At 35.9% G+C, this 21151-nt stretch carries 20 protein-coding genes; 16 read left to right on the top strand and 4 right to left on the bottom strand.

The genetic code is table 11. From position 1 onward, the window contains the following. The first annotated feature begins 12 nt into the window (after positions 1 to 12). From J3U66_RS10035 to J3U66_RS09965, 15 genes are all read left to right on the top strand, one after another. Positions 13 to 1167 (top strand): amidohydrolase/deacetylase family metallohydrolase, encoded by a 1155-nt coding sequence (locus J3U66_RS10035; RefSeq protein WP_267334176.1) that lies wholly within the window; start codon positions 13 to 15, stop codon positions 1165 to 1167. Continuing rightward, positions 1145 to 2284 (top strand): DgaE family pyridoxal phosphate-dependent ammonia lyase, encoded by a 1140-nt coding sequence (locus tag J3U66_RS10030; RefSeq protein WP_267348869.1) that lies wholly within the window; start codon positions 1145 to 1147, stop codon positions 2282 to 2284. The genes J3U66_RS10035 and J3U66_RS10030 overlap by 23 nt, the downstream gene beginning before the upstream one ends. Beyond that, positions 2284 to 3024: a 2-dehydro-3-deoxy-phosphogluconate aldolase gene (gene dagF / locus J3U66_RS10025; RefSeq protein ID WP_267334178.1), complete on the top strand. Its 741-nt coding sequence runs from the start codon at positions 2284 to 2286 to the stop codon at positions 3022 to 3024. Before J3U66_RS10030 ends, dagF begins: the two co-directional genes overlap by 1 nt. A gap of 3 nt (positions 3025 to 3027) precedes the next feature. Further along, positions 3028 to 4947 carry a BglG family transcription antiterminator gene (locus J3U66_RS10020; protein WP_267348867.1) on the top strand — a complete coding sequence of 640 codons (1920 nt, stop codon included), beginning with the start codon at positions 3028 to 3030 and terminating at the stop codon, positions 4945 to 4947. A gap of 230 nt (positions 4948 to 5177) precedes the next feature. Beyond that, a complete protein-coding gene (gene yceD / locus J3U66_RS10015; protein ID WP_267334180.1) occupies positions 5178 to 5687 on the top strand; it encodes a 23S rRNA accumulation protein YceD in 510 nt (169 codons plus the stop codon). Positions 5688 to 5691: 4 nt separating this feature from the next. Beyond that, the gene (gene rpmF / locus J3U66_RS10010) at positions 5692 to 5859 is read left to right on the top strand and encodes a 50S ribosomal protein L32 (protein WP_065557369.1); all 168 of its coding nucleotides are present in this window, start codon (positions 5692 to 5694) and stop codon (positions 5857 to 5859) included. Between the two features lie 33 nt (positions 5860 to 5892). Continuing rightward, a complete protein-coding gene (plsX, locus tag J3U66_RS10005; protein ID WP_267334181.1) occupies positions 5893 to 6939 on the top strand; it encodes a phosphate acyltransferase PlsX in 1047 nt (348 codons plus the stop codon). Between the two features lie 4 nt (positions 6940 to 6943). Further along, positions 6944 to 7897, top strand: coding sequence for a beta-ketoacyl-ACP synthase III (locus tag J3U66_RS10000; protein ID WP_065634140.1), 954 nt, complete (start codon positions 6944 to 6946; stop codon positions 7895 to 7897). A gap of 34 nt (positions 7898 to 7931) precedes the next feature. Continuing rightward, on the top strand, positions 7932 to 8867 hold the full coding sequence (gene fabD / locus J3U66_RS09995) for an ACP S-malonyltransferase (protein WP_267344559.1): 936 nt from the start codon (positions 7932 to 7934) through the stop codon (positions 8865 to 8867). Positions 8868 to 8885: 18 nt separating this feature from the next. Then, positions 8886 to 9620 carry a 3-oxoacyl-ACP reductase FabG gene (gene fabG, locus J3U66_RS09990; protein WP_065634142.1) on the top strand — a complete coding sequence of 245 codons (735 nt, stop codon included), beginning with the start codon at positions 8886 to 8888 and terminating at the stop codon, positions 9618 to 9620. A gap of 150 nt (positions 9621 to 9770) precedes the next feature. After that, positions 9771 to 10004, top strand: coding sequence for an acyl carrier protein (gene acpP / locus J3U66_RS09985; RefSeq protein ID WP_034948180.1), 234 nt, complete (start codon positions 9771 to 9773; stop codon positions 10002 to 10004). 155 nt (positions 10005 to 10159) lie between these two features. After that, a complete protein-coding gene (gene fabF, locus J3U66_RS09980; protein WP_267334183.1) occupies positions 10160 to 11404 on the top strand; it encodes a beta-ketoacyl-ACP synthase II in 1245 nt (414 codons plus the stop codon). A gap of 190 nt (positions 11405 to 11594) precedes the next feature. Beyond that, positions 11595 to 15074, top strand: coding sequence for a DNA polymerase III subunit alpha (dnaE, locus tag J3U66_RS09975; RefSeq protein WP_267348865.1), 3480 nt, complete (start codon positions 11595 to 11597; stop codon positions 15072 to 15074). 237 nt (positions 15075 to 15311) lie between these two features. Further along, positions 15312 to 16271: an acetyl-CoA carboxylase carboxyl transferase subunit alpha gene (gene accA, locus J3U66_RS09970; protein ID WP_267334185.1), complete on the top strand. Its 960-nt coding sequence runs from the start codon at positions 15312 to 15314 to the stop codon at positions 16269 to 16271. Positions 16272 to 16292: 21 nt separating this feature from the next. Further along, positions 16293 to 16661 carry a diacylglycerol kinase gene (locus J3U66_RS09965; RefSeq protein ID WP_141671541.1) on the top strand — a complete coding sequence of 123 codons (369 nt, stop codon included), beginning with the start codon at positions 16293 to 16295 and terminating at the stop codon, positions 16659 to 16661. A 75-nt stretch (positions 16662 to 16736) separates the two neighbouring features. Here the strand turns inward: J3U66_RS09965 and J3U66_RS09960 are convergent, their stop codons facing one another. From J3U66_RS09960 to metK, 4 genes are read right to left on the bottom strand one after another with little or no spacing between them, the layout of a single operon-like run. After that, complete coding sequence (locus J3U66_RS09960) at positions 16737 to 17579, bottom strand: 23S rRNA (adenine(2030)-N(6))-methyltransferase RlmJ (protein WP_267348864.1); 843 nt, start codon at positions 17577 to 17579, stop codon at positions 16737 to 16739. Next, on the bottom strand, positions 17573 to 18190 hold the full coding sequence (locus tag J3U66_RS09955; RefSeq protein WP_267348862.1) for a hypothetical protein: 618 nt from the start codon (positions 18188 to 18190) through the stop codon (positions 17573 to 17575). The genes J3U66_RS09960 and J3U66_RS09955 overlap by 7 nt, the downstream gene beginning before the upstream one ends. Positions 18191 to 18198: 8 nt before the next feature. Further along, the gene (locus tag J3U66_RS09950; RefSeq protein WP_267344563.1) at positions 18199 to 18702 is read right to left on the bottom strand and encodes a SprT family zinc-dependent metalloprotease; all 504 of its coding nucleotides are present in this window, start codon (positions 18700 to 18702) and stop codon (positions 18199 to 18201) included. Further along, positions 18686 to 19837, bottom strand: coding sequence for a methionine adenosyltransferase (gene metK, locus J3U66_RS09945; protein WP_267348860.1), 1152 nt, complete (start codon positions 19835 to 19837; stop codon positions 18686 to 18688). Before metK ends, J3U66_RS09950 begins: the two co-directional genes overlap by 17 nt. Before the next feature lie 199 nt (positions 19838 to 20036). Here metK and murI point away from each other — a divergent pair, with 199 nt between their 5' ends. Continuing rightward, positions 20037 to 20864, top strand: coding sequence for a glutamate racemase (murI, locus tag J3U66_RS09940; RefSeq protein WP_267348858.1), 828 nt, complete (start codon positions 20037 to 20039; stop codon positions 20862 to 20864). Positions 20865 to 21151: the final 287 nt, after the last annotated feature.

Below are 21151 nucleotides of genomic sequence, written 5' to 3'. Positions count from 1 at the left end.
TTGGAACAACTTATGTATGATTTAATTATAAGAAACGCCATATTAATTGATGACTCGATAACCGACATTGCTATTTATCAAGGAAAAATTGTCAAAATAGACAGTGCCATTTCAGATCCAACTATTCGCATTTTAGACCTAAAACAGAAATATTATGTCAGTGCCGGATGGATCGACTCTCATACTCATTGCTTTGCGCGTTCACCCATCTATCATGATGAGCCTGATTTAATTGGGGTTAAAGCGGGCGTAACTTCTGTTGTGGATGCAGGTAGTGTTGGTGCACTTGATGTTGATGAATTCTATCAATTAGCTCAGCAAGTGCAGACTCATGTTTATTCATTTTTGAATATTTCAAAAATTGGCTTAATCAGACAAAATGAACTTGCCGATATGCAAGATGTTGATGTCGCGTTATTTGACAAAACTTTAGCTAAATATCCTCATTTTATTATTGGAATAAAAGTTAGGATGAGCCGTAGTGTGGTGGGTGAAAATGGTATTTTACCATTAATCAAAGCGAAAGAGATGCAGAAAAAGACCGGTTTACCACTGATGATTCATGTAGGGAATAATCCGCCAGAACTAGATGAAATTGCCGATTTATTAACTAAAGGCGATATTATTACTCACTGTTTTAATGGTAAGCCAAATCAAATATTTGATAAACAAAACAATTTGCGAGATTCAATCAAACGCGCTATTGAACGTGGCGTAATTTTAGATATTGGCCATGGTGGAGAAAGCTTTAGCTTTGCTGTTGCCGAGCGTGCTAAGTGCTTAGATATTTATCCTAATACAATTAGTTCCGACATTTATTCTAAAAATCGTTTACAAGGTCCCGTATTTAGTTTAGCAAATGTGATGACCAAGTTTATTTGTCTTGGTTATAGCCGAAAAAAAATTATTGATAGTGTTACTCAAAATGCGGCACAAGTTTTGCGTCTTAAAAATAAGGGCAAGTTAACAGTTGGTTATGATGCTGATTTGACTGTTTTTGATATTAAACAACAAGCTATTGAGTTAGCTGATTCAGAAGGTGAAGTCAGACGATGTCATGAACAATTCGTGCCTTTAGCATCGATTGTTGCTGATTCGACAAAACATTCGTTATACATAGAAATAACAGAAGAAGGTAGTAAAAATGCGCTCACAATCTCAAACTGAAAAAGACGTTTATAGTCAATATCATTTAAAAAAGGTCATTAATGCGTCAGGGCGTATGACTATTTTAGGCGTTTCAACACCAAGACCTGAAGTGGTGGATGCGGTATCGCATGGTTTAAGCGAATATTTTGAAATCAAAGACTTAGTTGATAAAACTGGGCAATATATTGCCAAATTACTCAATGTCGAAAGTGCAGTCGTGGTTTCATGTGCGTCAGCAGGTATAGCACAAGCTGTTGCAGGGTTAATTATTAAGGATGATCGCGATCTATTATTTAATCTACATTCGTCTGATAAATATGTACCTCGTGAAATTATTGTTCCTAAAGGGCATAACGTCAATTTTGGTGCACCAATTGGGACAATGGTGTCTTTAGGTGGCGGGATTGTCGTTGAGGCAGGTTACGCTAACGAATGTAAACCCGAACATATCGAATCATTAATTAATGCTGATACAGCAGCCATTTTATATGTTAAGTCACACCATTGCGTGCAAAAAAGTATGTTAACAGTTGCACAAGCTGCTACCATTGCCAAAAAACATAATATACCACTGATTGTTGATGCTGCCGCAGAAGAGGATTTATATATCTATTATCAGCAAGGAGCTGATTTAGTTATTTATAGTGGTGCAAAAGCAATTGAAGGACCGACAAGTGGTTTAGTGATTGGTCGTCATCAAGCAATTGAATGGTTAAAACTTCAATCTCAAGGCATTGGACGCCCAATGAAGGTGGGGAAAGAAGGTATTTTAGGTTTAACTAAAGCCATTGAACTTTATGTAAACGATCCTAAGCAAGAAACTGGTCAGCAAATGGTGAGTAAAATGACCCCATTTATTGATAATCTTAATTCTTTACCTGGCGTATTAGCCAACGTGGTTTGGGATAGTGCAGGGCGAGATATTGCTCGTACAGAAATCGCATTTGATAGCACTGTAGTAGGTAAAAGTGCTATCGAAATAGTTGAATTAATGAAGCAAGGTGAAATTGCTGTTTATTTTCGCGAATATAAAGCTAACGAAGGTAAAGTTGATGTTGATGTACGTAGTGTAACTTCTGCTCAACTTGACATTATTTATAATAAAATTAAACGTATTATACTAGGAGTAAAATAATGCAGTTGACACCTAATTATTATAATGATCGTGTCTGTTTAAATGTTCTGGCTAACTCAATTGATAATGCTAAAGCCGTTTATGAAGCAGCACAAACTCATGTTGTAGTTGGTATTTTATCGAAAAACTATTGTGATAATCAATCAGCAATAACCGATATGAAAAAATATGCGCAAGCAATTGATAATGCTATTTCAATAGGGTTGGGCGCTGGCGATCCGAATCAGTCAGATATGGTTTCACAGCTTGCGGCAGTTCTTCAACCACAACATGTCAATCAAGTCTTTACTGGTGTGGGAGCTAGCCGTGCTTTGTTAGGTCAAAAAGAGACTGTGATTAATGGATTAGTATCACCAACGGGTAGAATTGGATTGGTCAATATTGCTACTGGCCCGTTAAGTAGTAAAACCATGACGGGTGTGGTACCGATTGAAACAGCAATTGCATTACTTAAAGATATGGGCGGAAGTTCAATTAAATTTTTTCCAATGGGTGGATTAAAACATCGAGCCGAATTTGAATATGTGGCAAAGTGTTGTGCTGAACAAGATTTTTATCTGGAACCCACAGGGGGAATCGATTTAGACAACTATGAAGTCATTTTAAAGATAGCTTTAGATGCTGGTGTGAAAAGGATTATTCCACATATTTATAGTTCTATTATTAATCAAGCGACAGGAGAAACGCGCACTGCTGATGTTGAAAAACTTTTGGCAATTACACAAAAATTGGTAGGATAAATAATGTCATCTAAAGTGCTGTTTTCTCATCAGCGATTAGCGTATTTATTTGATACCATAAAAAACGAAACGCTGCCCCAACAGGAACTCGCTAACCGTTTTTCGGTATCTACTCGTACTATTCGTACTGACATTTCAGCACTTAATGATATTTTACGTCATTATGGCGCGCAAATTGATTATACTAAAAATATTGGTTATCAACTGCTAATATCTGATGCTAAACGTTATGCAGCTTTAACTAATTCACATTCAATAGAAAATATCCCACGAACAAGCAAAGAAAGGATAGTTGCTTTAATAATCGCTTTTCTAACACAATCTAATTCTGTCAAATTAGATGATATTGCTGATAAATGGTTTTTAAGTCGTAGCACGTTGCAAAATGATGTGATTGAAGTAAAACAATATTTAGATAAGTATAATTTGCAATTAGAAAATCGCCCCTATTATGGTATGCGTTTAATTGGCGAAGAGCCTTCCATACGAGCATGTTTAACTGATATTTTATGGCAACGATATATGGCGGAAGATACCTTAACAATTGGTAGACTTCAAAAGCATATATTGAATGATATTGAGTTGGATTATTTAGAAAAGGTATTGCAAGATCAAATTGAGCGTTTTGAGTTAAAATTAAATGCTGAAGGAAAAAGTTATTTACTCTATAGTTGTGCTGTTTCAATTAGCCGAATTACGCAAGGTTATGAGTTAATTGATTATCAAATAGATCAGATTAATAGTACTGTTATTGGCGCAGCTCAAGAGATTTCTGAAGAGTTTTCTTATTTTCTAGGTAGTGTACTTTCTCAAGCTGAGTTGAATTATTTATGCGTTCAAATCATGTCTCGCACCATTATTGATTCGCCAAATCAAGCAAAAAGTTTAGCGCTTGTAAAACATATTTTATCTTATATTAATCATACTTATCACTATAATTTATTGAAGGATGAAAAATTATTCGAAGATATGTCAATCCACGTTTCATCGATGCTATCGCGCGTGAAATATCAAATTCGTACAACAAATCCTTTATTGCAAGAAATAAAACAATATTATCCGTTTGCTTATGATATTACCTTATCAGCACTAGCTAATACGGAAAAATATACCGAATCAAAAATGACCGAAGATGAGATCAGTTACTTGGCTGTGCACATTGGTGTCGCATTAGAACGTAACTATAGTGCAGGTCATGAAAGGTATGCTCAAATACTGCTAGTGAGCGATCTTGGTAATGCAACTTTACGTATGATTGAATCGAAGATTAAGCGAGATTTTCCACATATTCAAATTAGTCGTATACTTTCCTATCGAGAATATGAGCAGTTAACAAATATTGAGGAAGATTTTATTGTCTCAACCGTACGCTTAACTGAAAAAGATAAGCAAATTGTTAAAATAGCGCCATTTCCAACTGCCTATCAACTCGAGCAATTAGGGCGATTGGCTATGATAGACAGAACAATGCCCTATATGATCGAGCGTTTTTTCGATAAAAATTTTTTTCTTATCATGGATAAACCAATAACACAATCAGAGCTTTTTAAAGTGGTTTGTCATCGTTTAGAAAAGCATGGATATGTCGATGCATCTTTTTATCATTCTGTCATTGAACGTGAAGCGATTGTTTCAACATTATTAGGTGAAAATATTGCTATTCCGCACTCAGTAGGTCTGTTGGCCAAAAAGACGGTTGTGACAACCATATTAGCGCCACAAGGAATTTTATGGGATAAAAATGAAGTCGCACACGTCATTTTTTTATTAGCAATTAGTAAGGATGAATATGAAGATGCGATGCGAATTTATAATTTGTTTGTCAATTTAGTGAAGGAGCGTTCAACCAAACGTTTATTAAATAGTAAAACCTTTGAAGATTTCCAAGCTATCGTCAAAGATAGCTTTGGACGATTGTCTTAAACTGTCATTGGTATTGTTAATAGTCGAAATTGCATTTTTTTATATTAAACTTTTTACGAAATTAAAATAAATATATTTGATAAAATATTAAGGGAATAATCAATAACTAATACAAATAATATTAGTTGCGCCCATTGACGAAATGGTCATTTAAAGGTAAGATGCGCGCCTTACGGCATTGTGTAGTTTTTAACTGCATAAAATAATTTTCAAGGTAGCAAGCTTATCTTATGCAAAATAAATTGCCATTAACAATTGACCCTGTCAAAGCGGCACAAAAACGACTTGATTATGTTGGATACTATCCAGCGCAAAGTGCAACAAGGGTTGAAAGTCTGAAAAGCGATATTGAGTGTAGTTTGTCTTTTTATTACGATGAGCAGAAACTTTGTGTTATCGCAATTGATGCAAAAATAACGTTGGAGCTTATTTGTCAACGTTGTTTCAAACCTTTTATCACTGAAGTTCATGTGATGAATAAATTTAGTCCTGTTAAGAGCGATGCTCAGGCAGAGGCGTTACCGGAACATTATGAACCCGTTTTTATGAACGAGTTTGGCGAGGTCGATATATTAGCGTTACTTGAGGACGAAATTATTCTCTCGTTACCAATTGCGCCGGTACATGATAGTAAACACTGCGAAGTGTCAGAGGCAGATATGGTATTTGGTGAAATTCCTGTTGAGAATGAAAAGCCGAATCCATTTGCAATTTTAGTTAGTTTAAAGAATAAGGGGTAAATCCATGGCTGTTCAACAGAATCGTAAAACTCGTGCAAAACGTGGTATGCGTCGTTCTCATGATGCATTAACTGCTGCTAATATCTCAGTTGATGAATCAGGCAAAACACATTTACGTCATCACGTAACCGCTGATGGTTATTATCGTGGTCGTAAAGTGATTTCTAAATAATTATTTAGTCATTAGAAATCTTCAGGTGACATTTTGGATAATCTAACCATTGCGTTAGATGCTATGAGCGGGGACTTTGGTCCTCGTGTGATTGTTCCTGCTGCAATACAAGCACTAAATTGTTATCCAAATCTCTCTATTTTTCTGGTGGGTGATCCGGCAGAAATTAGTCTTTTTTTATCTAAAGAAAATGCAAAGTTTGTCAAGCAATATCAACAAGACCATCGACTAATGTTGATCGAATCAACATCTGTTATTGCTAATGATATGAAACCCGCTTATGCCATCCGGCATAGCCATGGCTCATCAATGAGAATAGCGCTAGAATTGGTTAAAAATAACCAAGCTCAAGCTTGCGTTAGCGCTGGTAATACTGGTGCATTAATGGGACTGTCTAAGCTATTATTACATGCACTAGTTGGTATTGACCGTCCTGCATTAGTTGCCATCATTCCTGCATTAAATAATCAAAATACAGTAGTATTGGATTTAGGTGCTAATGCTCAGTGTGATAGTGATATGTTAGTGCAATTTGCCATAATGGGGCAGATCTTAGCCAAAACAGTGCTTAAAATTGATCATCCCAGAGTTGCTTTACTTAATATTGGTGAAGAAGATACAAAAGGTTTGGATAAAATACGTGCTGCAGCAGCGATTTTAAAATCGAATGATAATATTAATTATATCGGCTATTTAGAAGGTAACGAGCTTTTAACTGGTAAAACCGATGTACTAGTCTGTGATGGCTTTGTGGGTAATGTGACATTAAAAACAGTAGAAGGTTTACTTAAAATTTTCATGTCTTCATTTAAGCTATCTATTGGCCATAATTCATTATTAATGAAACTATTAAGTAAGTGGTTACAAAGAAAGGTGTCTAAAAATTTTGGTTATTTAGATCCCGGACGATATAATGGCGCATGTTTGCTTGGGCTTCAAAGCATTGTGATTAAAAGTCATGGTAGCGCTAATCAAAAATCATTCTTTGCAGCAATAGAACAAGCTATTTTGGCTATCCAAACCAATATACCTGAGAAGATTGCAAGCAGCCTTTCTTCCGTACTACCTAAGAGCGAATAATTAGATGTATACAAAGATATTAGGAACAGGGAGTTATCTTCCAAAACAGATAAGAACCAATGCCGATCTTGAAAAAATGGTCGATACCAGTGATGAATGGATCACAACACGAACAGGAATAAAAGAACGACGCATTGCAGCACCAGACGAAACAGTAACTTCTATGGCTTATGAAGCGTCTTTAAATGCTATTGAAATGGCAAAGATTGATAAAAATGAGATAGGTATGATTATAGTTGCCACCGCAACTTCAGTGAATGCTTTTCCTAGCTCAGCCACCGAACTGCAAGCAAAGTTAGCTATCGGAGATGTCATTGCTTTTGATGTTTCTGCTGCATGTTCAGGGTTCGTCTATGCACTTGATATTGCCGATAAATATATAAAAAGTGGTGCAATTAAATATGCATTAGTGGTTGGTTCGGACATGCTAACTCGTGGTGTCGATCCAACAGATCGTGGAACAATTATCATTTTTGGCGATGGTGCCGGTGCTGTTGTGGTTGGTGCTTCTCAAGAACCAGGGATTATTGCTTCACATCTTCATGCTGATGGTCGTTACGGCGAGTTATTAAAATATCCTTATGTTGATCGCCGTGATATGAATGATCCCGTTTATATGACTATGCAAGGCAATGATGTATTTAAAATTGCTGTCAAAGAGCTTTCAAATTTAGTCGATGAATTACTAACAGAAAATTCCTTTAATAAATCCGATTTAGATTGGTTAGTACCACATCAAGCAAATTTAAGAATTATTTCAGCCACAGCAAAACGTTTAGATATGGATTTAAGTAAAGTTATTGTTACTTTAGATAAACAAGGCAACACTTCAGCCGCATCGGTCCCTTGTGCATTAGATACAGGTGTGCGAGATGGCCGTATTAAGCGAGGCCAACTAATTTTATTAGAAGCTTTTGGTGGCGGTTTTGTTTGGGGCTCTGCGCTCGTTAGATTTTAAACAAAAATTATTTTGAGTATTCAAGGATTTAAAAATGACCAAATTTGCAATGGTTTTTCCAGGACAAGGTTCACAAGCCGTCGGTATGTTAAAAGATCTTGCTGACAATTATCCAATTGTAAAATCTACTTTTGACGAAGCGTCACAAGTATTAGGTTACGATTTATGGGCGTTGGTACAACAAGGTCCAGTTGAGGAACTCAACAAAACATGGCAAACACAACCAGCTTTGTTAGCTGCTTCAGTTGCTACGTTTAGAGTTTGGCAAAGTGTTAATGGTGCACAACCTGAATTTATGGCAGGACATAGTTTAGGTGAATATTCGGCATTGGTATGTGCTGGCGTGATTGATTTTAAAGATGCAATTAAATTAGTTGAATTACGTGGCAAACTTATGCAAGAGGCTGTACCAACTGGAACTGGTGCGATGTATGCCATTATCGGTTTAGATAATGAGTCAATAAGTAAAGCGTGTGAACAAGCATCGCAAGGCCAAGTTGTTGCGCCTGTCAATTTTAATTCACCAGGACAAGTTGTTATTGCCGGTAATAAAGAAGCTGTAGAGCGTGCTGGCGTACTTTGCAAAGAAGCAGGTGCTAAACGTGCTTTACCATTAGCTGTTAGTGTTCCTTCCCATTGTGAGTTAATGAAACCCGCGGCCGAAAAATTAGCTATTGCCTTGAATGAAATTACTTTCAACACGCCAAAATTTGCGGTTATTAATAACGTTGATGTTAAGATTGAATCCTCAGCAGAAAAAATTAAAGCCGCATTAATTGCGCAGCTTTATAGCCCTGTTCGCTGGACAGAAACTGTTGAGCAAATGGCGAAACAAGGTGTAACACTGTTAGTTGAAATAGGGCCAGGTAAAGTACTAACTGGATTGGCTAAACGTATTGTTGATTCGTTATCAGCATGTGCTGTCAATGATAAAGCGTCATTAGATGTTGCAATAGAAAATACTAAATAGAAGATAAAAGGGGTAGTTATGAACCTATCAGGAAAAATTGCTTTAGTTACTGGTGCAAGTCGCGGGATAGGTAAAGCGATTGCTGAAAAGTTAGTTGCTTGTGGTGCAACTGTTATTGGCACTGCAACAACAGAAAAAGGTGCTGAAGCAATCAGTCAATATTTAGGTACACATGGCAAAGGTTTTGCTTTAAATGTGACTGACGAAGCATCGATTGAATCTGTCATTAATGCTATTAAAACTGAATTTGGTGATATTGATATTTTAGTGAATAATGCTGGTATCACTCGTGATAATTTATTAATGCGAATGAAAGAAGAAGAGTGGCAATCTATTTTAGATACCAATTTAACTTCGGTGTTCCGTCTATCTAAGGCTTTAATGCGATCTATGATGAAAAAACGTTATGGACGAATTATTACAATCGGTTCTGTTGTTGGTACAATGGGTAATGCAGGGCAAGCTAACTATGCGGCAGCTAAAGCAGGATTAATTGGTTTTAGTAAATCATTAGCTCGTGAAGTTGCATCTCGAGGTATCACGGTTAATGTGGTAGCGCCTGGATTTATTGCAACAGATATGACTGAAGCATTAACCGATGAGCAAAAAGCCGTGACGTTAGCACAAGTGCCAGCTGGACGATTAGGAGAGCCATCAGAAATAGCCAATGCTGTTGCATTCTTGGCTTCCGATGAAGCATCTTATATTACTGGTGAAACTTTACATGTCAATGGTGGCATGTATATGGTGTAATTGATCAGAATAGTGTAAAATAAGCCAATATTTTGACTTTTTGAGCAAAAAATAAGCAATTGGGTTGAAAAATGATTTGCATCTTTTTCAACATTTTATAAACTTACATTCACCGCCGCTTTTGGCGATATTTATAGGAAAAAAAAGAGTATGAGCACTATTGAAGAGCGAGTTAAGAAAATTATTGTTGAGCAACTTGGTGTGAAAGAGGAAGAAGTTAAGAATGAATCTTCTTTTGTTGAAGATCTTGGCGCTGACTCTCTTGATACAGTTGAATTAGTTATGGCTTTAGAAGAAGAATTCGATACTGAAATTCCTGATGAAGAAGCTGAAAAGATTACAACTGTACAATCAGCAATTGATTATATTACTGCGAATCAATAAGGTTAGCAGAGTTTTCATAATAGGCGGTCAAATGATCGCCTAGTTTGTATTTATATCTTTAATTTTTATATAAAAATTAATATTCATGTATTGAAAACTCAACATAAAATTTTCAATGATTCAAATTTCATTTCAATCCTTTTCTGGAGGACAATGTGTCTAAACGCAGAGTTGTTGTCACCGGAATGGGCATGATATCTCCGGTAGGTAATACAGTTGAATCCACTTGGCAAGCACTTTTAGCTGGACAAAGTGGTGTTGAACTAATAGAACACTTTGATACTGCCCCTTTCGCAACGCGCTTCGCCGCTATGGTTAAAAATTTTAATGGCGAAGATTATAATATTTCACGTAAAGATGCTCGTAAAATGGACTATTTTATCCAATATGGCATTGCTGCTGGTATACAAGCAATGCAAGATGCGGGTATTGAAATTTCGGAAGAAAATGCAGAACGTATTGGTTGTGCTATTGGTTCAGGTATTGGTGGACTTGGATTAATTGAAGAAAATCATAGTGCTTTAATTAATGGTGGCCCGCGTAAAATTAGTCCGTTTTTTGTGCCTTCTACCATAGTGAATATGATAGCTGGTCATTTATCGATCATTTATGGATTAAAAGGACCAAGTATTACAATTGCAACAGCTTGTTCTTCAGGCGTACACAATATTGGTCATGCAGCACGTATGATAGCCTATGGTGATGCTGATGGTATGCTTGCTGGCGGTGGTGAAAAAGCGAGTACGCCGCTTGGTATTGGCGGTTTTGGTGCAGCGCGCGCATTATCAACTAATAATGATAATCCTAAAGCGGCAAGTCGACCATGGGATAAAGATCGTGATGGTTTTGTACTGGGTGATGGTGCTGGCATTATGTTTTTAGAAGAGTATGAGCATGCTAAAAAACGCGGTGCAAAAATTTATGCAGAAGTTGTCGGCTTTGGTATGAGTGCTGATGCTTATCATATGACTTCACCACCAGAAGATGGTAGTGGGGCAGCATTAGCCATGAAATGTGCTATTCGAGATGCAGGAATAACACCTGAGCAAGTGGGCTATATTAATGCTCATGGTACATCAACGCCAGCTGGTGATAAAGCAGAAACACAAGCAGTTAAAAGCATTTTTAAAGAAAATGCCAACAAAGTAATGGTAAGTTCAACTAAATCAATGATTGGTCATTTACTAGGCGCTGCGGGTGCTGTTGAGTCTATTTTTACGGTATTGGCATTACGCGATCAGGCTGTGCCTCCAACAATTAATTTAGATAATCCTGATGATGGATGTGATCTAGATTATGTACCGCATACCGCTCGTCAAGTTAAAAACTTAGAATATGCACTTTGTAATTCATTTGGTTTTGGCGGAACTAATGGTTCAGTGTTATTTAAGAAAATTTAATTGATCTCTACCCACCGATAAATTAGATTATCGGTGGTATAAGTTTAATCATTTTCATCGATCAACGTTATTCAAAAGATTCCTTCTTTTTTCAATTCAAACAAAACATGTTGATAAACAGAATAAGAATATTGCTATTGCTTGTGATATAATCGCTAACAATTTTTTAGCATAATTATTTCTGATAAATATGACAGAGCCTAAGTTTATTCATCTTCATCTACATAGTGACTTTTCAATGGTTGATGGTATCGCTAAAGTGGGAACACTGGTTAATGAAGTTAACCAGTTGCATATGCCTGCTTTTGCTATTACCGACTTTACCAATCTTTGTGGTTTGGTTAAGTTTTATGGATCTGCGATGGCAAAAGGAATTAAGCCGATTATTGGTGCTGATTTAGCAATCAGAAGCTCACAATTACCGGATGATATTTATCGATTAACGCTACTCGCTGCTAATAATGAAGGTTACAAAAATCTGACATTACTTATATCTAAAGCTTATGAAAGGGGATATATCGGTGATATGCCAGTTGTTGATCAGCAGTGGTTAGCTCAATATCGTACCGGACTTATAATTTTGGCTGGGCGGGAAAGTGATATTGGTATAGGTATTATTCGAAATAATGAGTCTATAACCGATAACGCTATCAATTTTTATAAAGAAAATTTTCATGATCACTTTTATTTTGAGTTAGTTCGTACTAAACGTAACAACGAAGAGTTGTTTATTCATAGCGCAGTAAAACTTGCTGAACAATATATGTTGCCGGTTGTTGCGACCAATGATGTTCGTTTTTTACAACCTTCTGATTTTGAGGCCCATGAAATTCGCGTAGCGATACATGATGGCAACACTCTTGAAGATCCTAATCGTCCTAAGAACTATTCACCAGAACAGTACCTGCGTAATGAGCAGGAAATGTGTGAGTTGTTTTCAGATATTCCTGAGGCTTTAGAAAATAGTGTAGAAATAGCTAAGCGTTGCAATGTGACTATACGTTTGGGTGAATATTTTTTACCTAAATTTCCAACAGGGGATATGTCTACTGAAGATTTTCTAGTCTATAAATCACGTGAAGGCCTTGAAGAACGACTAAAGTTTCTTTTTCCTGATCCAGATATTAGAGCACAAAAACGAGCAGAATATGATGAGCGTTTAGAAACTGAACTTAATGTTATTAATCAAATGGGTTTTCCCGGTTATTTTTTGATCGTGATGGAGTTTATTCAATGGTCAAAAGATAATGATATTCCAGTTGGCCCAGGTCGAGGTTCGGGAGCGGGTTCATTAGTGGCTTATGCATTAAAAATAACAGATTTAGATCCGCTAGCCTTTGACTTACTTTTTGAACGTTTTTTAAATCCCGAACGTGTATCAATGCCTGACTTTGATGTCGATTTTTGCATGGAAAAACGTGATTTGGTTATTGATCACGTTGCTGATATGTATGGTCGTGATGCGGTTTCACAGATTATTACTTTTGGTACAATGGCAGCTAAAGCTGTAATTCGAGATGTTGGGCGAGTGCTTGGCCATCCTTATGGGTTTGTCGATCGTATTTCTAAATTGATTCCTTTAGATCCAGGTATGACACTGGCTAAAGCATTCGAAATTGAGCCACAATTACAAGAATTATATGATAATAACGAGGAAATTAAGTCGCTAATTGATATTGCTCGTCAATTAGAAGGCGTAACTCGCAATGCAGGTAAACATGCGGGTGGTGTTGTGATTTCACCAACAAAAATTACCGATTTTTCACCTATTTATTGTGATCCCGAAGGGCATCATCCTGTTACTCAATTTGATAAAAATGATGTTGAATATGCTGGCTTAGTTAAGTTTGATTTCTTAGGATTGCGCACATTAACCATTATTGATTGGGCGATCAAAATGATTAATGAACGTCAGATTAGAGAAGGGAAAGAACTTGTTGATATTACGCGCATTCCTCTGGATGATAAAGACTCTTTCGATTTATTGTTGAAAGCTGAAACAACCGCAGTATTTCAGCTAGAATCGCGTGGCATGAAAGATTTAATTCGGCGCTTAAAACCAGACTGTTTTGAGGATATGATTGCTTTAGTAGCATTATTTCGCCCGGGACCTTTACAGTCAGGAATGGTAGACAATTTTATCGATCGTAAACATGGGCGAGAAGATGTTTCTTATCCCGATATAAAATATCAACATGAGTCATTAAAACCTATTTTAGAGCCAACTTATGGGATTATTTTATATCAAGAACAGGTCATGCAAATAGCACAAACTTTGTCCGGTTATACCTTAGGCGGTGCTGATCTACTGCGTCGTGCTATGGGTAAAAAGAAACCAGAAGAGATGGCTAAACAACGTTCTGTTTTTAAAGAAGGCGCTGAGAAACAAGGTGTGGATGGTGAACTTTCAATGCATATTTTTGATTTGGTTGAAAAGTTTGCTGGTTATGGTTTTAATAAATCACACTCTGCCGCCTATGCACTGGTGTCTTACCAAACTTTATGGCTGAAAACCCATTATCCAGCTGAATTCATGGCAGCTGTTATGACAGCAGATATGGATAATACCGATAAAATTGTGGGCTTGGTTGATGAATGCTTACGAATGGGACTAAAAGTTAATCCTCCAGATATTAACAGCGGTTTGTACCATTTTCATGTTAATGACAAAGGCGAAATTGTTTATGGCATTGGTGCAATAAAAGGCGTTGGTGAAGGGCCAATTGAAGCAATTGTTGAAGCGCGTAATAGTGGGGGCTATTTTAAAAATATTTTTGAACTGTGCGCGCGCACAGATATGAAAAAAATCAATCGACGTGTATTAGAAAAGCTAACTATGGCCGGTGCTTTTGATAAATTAGGACCGCATCGGGCAGCAATTTTACATAGTATTAGTGATGCAATGCAGGCAGCTGAGCAATATACCAAAGCGCAAAATATTGGCCAAGAAGATATGTTTGGCGTATTAGCTGAAGAGCCTGAACAAGTTGAACATGCTTATGCAGCAGTACCAGAATTACCCGCTCAAGTATTACTTGATGGCGAAAGAGATGCTTTAGGACTTTATCTAACCGGCCATCCGGTTACGCAATATTTAAAAGAACTCAATCGTTATGCCGGTGGCGTACGCATTAGTGAAGCTGCGCCAACTGGTTGGGGAAAGACAGCTACCTTCGCAGGAATAGTTGCTGATGCAAGAGTTAGAATTACCAAAAAAGGCAATAAAATTGGTCTATTTACTTTAGATGATCGTTCTGGTCGAATTGATGGTATGTTATTTGCCGATTCTTTAGAAAAGTTTGGGCATCTTTTAGTTAAAGATAAAATTCTGATAGTGTCAGGTCAAGTTAGCCCCGATGATTTTAATGGTGGACTAAAGATGTCTGTTCGCGATATTGTTGATTTGAAAGATGCTCGAGCTAAATATGTTAAGGGCTTGGCTATTACATTAACTGAAGCTGAAGCTAATCGTTCGATATTACAGCGTTTACAACAGATTTTAGAACCTTATCGACATGGAAGTGTACCGGTTAATCTTTATTATCATCGAGATGATTCGGTCGTTCGGATCCAATTTGGAACAACTTGGCGTATAGTTCCTGAAGATGCTTTAATCGTAGAGTTGAAAACATTACTTGGAAATGAGCGTATTGAATTTGAGTTCGAATAGCCCATATATATCAGTGATGCATTTTTCATCAACTACTCAGAATAAAATTTATATCAATAGAATTAGGTAAAATGATTTTAATATATCTTAAAGCTTACTGAAATAAATATTGGTGACTTTAATGCGTATTACATAGTAGAATTGGCTTAATTTTATCTTAAGAAATAGTCAGTATACTGTATTTAGTAGTGTATTTTTTAGGAAATACAAATAACACAAGAGGCAATCATAATCGTTATGAGCAATTTTTTGGAATTTGAAAAGCCGATAGCGGAATTAGAAGCAAAAATTAATTCCTTAAAGAATATTGATTCACAACAAGTGGAATTAGATATCAATTTAGATAAAGAAATTAAACAGTTAAATCAAAAAAGTCGTGAATTAACTAAAAAAATATTTGCAAACTTGTCCCCTTGGGATGTTGCACAACTAGCTCGGCATCCAAACCGACCGTATACATTAGATTATATTAAAGAGATTTTCACTGATTTTGATGAATTAGCTGGTGATCGTGCTTATGCTGATGATAAAGCTATTGTAGGTGGAATTGCACGTATTGATGATCGTGCTGTTATGGTTATTGGCCATCAAAAAGGTCGTGAGACCAAACAAAAAATATATCGTAATTTTGGTATGCCTGCTCCGGAAGGATATCGTAAAGCATTAAGGCTGATGCAATTGGCTGAACGCTTTAAATTACCTATTATTACTTTTATCGATACACCTGGTGCTTATCCTGGGATTGGTGCAGAAGAACGAGGTCAAGCTGAAGCCATAGCGCGTAACCTACGTGAAATGTCACGTTTAAAAGTGCCAACAATTTGTACTGTAATTGGTGAAGGTGGATCTGGCGGTGCACTGGCTATTGGTGTTGCAGATAAAGTGAATATGCTACAGTACAGTACCTATTCTGTGATTTCTCCTGAAGGCTGTGCTTCTATATTATGGAAAAGCGCAGATAAGGCATCAGTTGCTGCTGAAGCCATGAATATGACAGCTGATAAATTACTCAAATTAAATCTTATTGATTCTATTGTGCCTGAACCTCTTGGCGGTGCGCATCGTGATTATAGTACAGTAGCTACTTCATTGAAAAAACAGCTACTAAATGATCTTGAAGAGCTTGAAAATATGGATGAGTCGGTTTTATTGGAGAGAAGATTTCAAAGGCTAATGAATTACGGATATGTTAGATAATTTTAAATTTGGAATGCTATGATGGAAAAATCGACAGGTTTACAACGTATTTTTAATGCAACTAAATATTCTTTAAAAGGCTTTAAATCGGCTATTAGGTATGAAGCTGCATTTCGGCAAGAATTAATTTTATTAATAGTAGCTTATATTATTGTAATGCTAATCGATTTTTCAATTTATGAACGTATTTTATTACTTGGCTCGATTGGTGTAGTCATGATTGTTGAACTGATTAATAGTGCAATTGAGTGTGTTGTTGATCGTATAGGCAAGGAAAGGCATGAGTTATCAGGTCGAGCTAAAGATTACGGTTCAGCAGCGGTATTTTTATCTTTATTATTAACTATTATTTTATGGATCTATTTATTTGCATGCCATTTTTTTCCATAATTTCAGTTTTAACATTTTCTTTATAATTATTTAAAATGCGAGAAAACCTCGCATTTTGTTTATTAACCCGGCAATTTATTCTGTCACTAATTTTTTAATCAGTATATTGCCCGTTTTATCTGTATCAAGAATATTGGATAGCCACGGTAAGATTGTTTGCATTTGCTCATGCAATTTCCAAGGTGGATTGATGACAATCATGCCTGATGCAGTCATTCCTTTGTGATTGTTATCCGGTCTTAATGCTAGTTCAAATTGCGATATTCGTTTCATTCCTAAATTTACAATTCCATCTATCATTTTTTGGGTTTGTGTTCTTGACACAACCGGATACCAAATCAAATAAACTCCAGTTGCAAAACGTTTATAAGCTTCATAAATTGCTGCTGGAATTTTTTGATAGTCTTCTTTTATTTCGTAAGATGGATCGATCAAAATAATGCCGCGACGTGATTGTGGTGGTAATTTAGATTTTAATTGCAAAAAACCATCTTCACGTAACACGTTAGCGCGCTTATCCTTTGCAAATTCTTGCTTTAATAAAGGATAGTCACTTGGGTGTAATTCAGTTAAATTCAATTTATCTTGTTCTCTTAATAGTTGTTTAGCAATTAAAGGAGAACCTGGATAATATTTCAAAGTATCAAAAGGATTATATCGTTTTAACACTGAAATATACGGAGTAAGAGCTTCTGGTATAGCTGTTTGTTGCCAAACTAAATTTATTCCTGATAAATATTCACTCGTTTTTTCAGCATGCTCGCTTTGTAATAAATAACGGCCAGCACCAGAGTGCGTATCTAAATATAAAATCGATTTTTCTTTTTCTTTTAACGATTCAAGACACAAGGTTAAAACAATATGTTTTAACACATCTGCATGATTACCAGCATGATAGCTATGACGATAACTTAACATGATTTACTCAACCTTTTTTGTTCATTTGTTTGCATATAGAAAGTTGTTAATGCTATACAGAGCAGGCAAGGAATTTCCATTAATTCTTCAATCAAATCTTTACGTTCTCGAGTTAATACTAAAAATTCGTGTCCCATACGATGGTGCTCTGCGATATCTGCAATTCCCAAAAAAAGAAATGCGAAAAAGATATGCCAAAAAGGAATACTTTCAAATTTATAACGCCGTGCTATTTCTTTGCGGATTGTTGGTAAGAAAGTCGTCAGTAATGGTATACCCATTACAATAGCTGCAATGATTTTATAATAAAAACGTGGAACGTCAGGATAAAAATCACGCCCCCAACTTATTCCTCGTCCAAAAAGCATAACCCACCAAAAGATTGTCCAAATCCAGAATTTATATAAGGTAGCATGATGTTGTACGCGTTTTGCATAATAAAACGTATAACCACACATAAATAATAAAAAGAGAGATTGTAGGTGTTCAATAAGTGTAACTGTTAACCCATTATATAGAGGAATATAAAAATTACCGAAAATATAAAGAAACACACCTAAGAGAAGAATAAAAAATGAACTTTTATAAAAATGAAAATCGAGTTTACACATGTAATGGTCTAAATTGGAATAACTTGTTTAAGTATACTACCGCATTTTTGGCATAAATAACTAGTTTTATTGTTTTGGATTTTATTATGTCTGATTTTAGTTAAATGGTGGATTTGGCAATTACAACGGTACATATAGCTATTGCGCTTTATTGTAAAGTTATGGGTTACTTTTGGTAATTTACCTAATACTTCAGACATCATATATTGCCACTCTTTGCCATGAGGTTTAACTTTACCAAATGTTTTAAACACCAGTAGATGAGCAAGTTCATGAGGAACGACTTCATCAATAAATGTATCACCATTGTCAGTTAACATTATTGAATTAAGCTGTATTTCCCAGCGTGTTAACAGTGCGCTACCGGCAATACTTCCTTTAACTTTATAAATTACTTTAGGTTCAGGAAATACGGTGTGTAAAATAAGGCTGGCTTGTCTTAGGTTTTCCCTTAAACAAGCCATGACTTTATTATGTAATAAAATGGGTATTCGTCTATAATCCTGCGGCATCGCGAAGTAATGTAGCTTTATCTGTTTTTTCCCATGGGAAAATATCACGACCAAAATGGCCATAACTAGCAGTTTGTTGATAAATTGGCTGAATTAAATCAAGCATTTGAATCAATCCATAAGGTCTTAAATCAAAAAATTCTTTGATTAAATTCACTATTTTATCATGATCAATCTTTTCTGTGCCAAAAGTATTGACATAAATCGATGTTGGATTTGCAACGCCTATTGCGTACGATATTTGTAATTCACATTTATCGGCAAGCCCTGCTGCAACAATATTTTTAGCAACATACCGAGCAGCATATGCAGCTGAACGGTCAACTTTAGATGGATCTTTTCCTGAAAATGCGCCTCCGCCATGATGTGCAGCTCCACCATAAGTATCGACAATAATCTTACGACCCGTTAATCCACAATCCCCCATTGGACCACCGATAACAAATCGACCCGTAGGATTAATAAAGTATTTGGTTCTTGATGTTAACCATTTGGCAGGCAATGTTGGTTTAATGATTTCTTCCATTACTGCTTCTTGTATTGCTTTTTGTTCAATACCTTCTGAATGCTGGGTTGATAAAACTACTGTATCAACGCCTTTTATCTGACCATTTTGATAGATTAATGTGACTTGACTTTTAGCATCAGGGCGTAACCAAGGGAGCGTTCCATTTTTTCTGACTTCTGCCTGACGACGCATTAAATCATGTGCATAACTAATTGCTGCAGGCATTAAATTTGGCATTTCATTGGTAGCATAACCAAACATAATGCCTTGATCACCTGCACCTTGTTCAAGAGGATCTTTGCGATCGACACCTTGGTTTATATCTGGCGATTGTTTACCAATAGCATTGAGTACCGCACATGAATTGGCATCAAACCCCATTTCTGAGCTAGTATATCCGATGTCATGAATAGTTTTGCGAGTCAACTCTTCAATATCTACCCAAGCAGATGTCGTTATCTCTCCACCGACTAAAGCCATACCAGTTTTAACATAAGTTTCACAAGCTACTCTTGCTTTTGGATCTTGCTTTAAAATAGCATCAAGCACTGCATCAGATATTTGATCGGCGATTTTATCTGGATGACCTTCTGAAACAGATTCTGAAGTAAATAAAAATTCTGACATGATATACCTTCTTTTAACTTATTAAATGCAATACTTGATATGCGATGAGATGTATTCTATTTTAGCAGTTTTACCATCTAGACGTCTATTTTAATAATTTATGAGTAAAAAAGCCAGTATTACCTTAAACAAAATTACTTGCATAAATTTTTATTCAATTTAGGATAATGTCGATTTAATTTCCTAATCTTTATTTAATATGAGCATAGCGAGACAATCTCCAACAATATTAATATTTGATTCGGGTATCGGTGGGTTATCTGTCTATAATGAAATCTACAAAAAGATGCCTAATCTACACTATATCTATGCATTTGATAATGAAATGTTCCCTTACGGAGATAAATCAGAACAGTTTCTTATTGATAGAGTAATTAATGTTATTGATAACATTAGCAAATTATATACTATTGATTTAGCGGTTATTGCTTGTAATACAGCAAGTACCATATGTTTACCTAGTTTACGTGCTAAATTTTCTTTTCCGATTGTTGGCGTCGTGCCAGCTATTAAACCAGCTAGTCAAATGACTAAAAATAAATGTATAGGGCTATTAGCAACCAAAGCAACAGTTCAAAGAGCCTATACAAACAATTTGATTAAACAGTTTGCACCTGATTGTAAAGTTGAATTACTTGGGCTATCTGAACTAGCACAGATTGCAGAGAATAAACTGCAAGGTATGGCAGTTAATATGCCGCAACTTAAACAGTTATTACAGCCTTGGCTAAGTTTATCGGTTTGCCCTGATACTATTGTATTGGGATGTACACATTATCCTTTTATCAAAGAAGAGTTGCAGGTAATTTTTCCTCACGCTACTTTTATTGACTCTGGTAATGCAATTGCGATGCGTGTTTATGAATTACTTCATGAAAAAGGCAAATTGATTGATAGTAATTTACCACTAAATAAAGAGAATATTATTGTTAGCACAGCGCTTAACCAATATGTTGAAAAATTAACTAGCAAATTAGCTCAATATAATCTTCAACGATATCAATGCATTAATGTTTTGAGTGTTTAAAGCTTATTCGAACAATTAAAAGATCATGTTTTTTTGCTTGATAAAAAAAATGAAGTGCCTATAATGCGCATCCACTGACACGGCGTTAGTGAAAAACAAACGAAGAACGTGTTAGAGAACAAGATCAAAAATATTGAAAAAAGATCTTGACGAATAAAAAGGTGTAGCGTAGTATACGCAGCCCTTGAGACAGCAAACTAAAACAACAAAATGTTTAGTTAAATTTAACGCTGTCAGCTCTTTAAAAAGAAGAAACAGACAATCTGTGTGGGCACTTGCGAGACGAA

The organism is Gilliamella sp. B2969, assembly GCF_026536195.1.
Taxonomy (GTDB): Bacteria; Pseudomonadota; Gammaproteobacteria; order Enterobacterales; family Orbaceae; genus Gilliamella.
The sequence above is the reverse complement of the archived record's forward strand: the minus strand, read 5'-3'. Positions and strand labels throughout refer to the sequence as shown.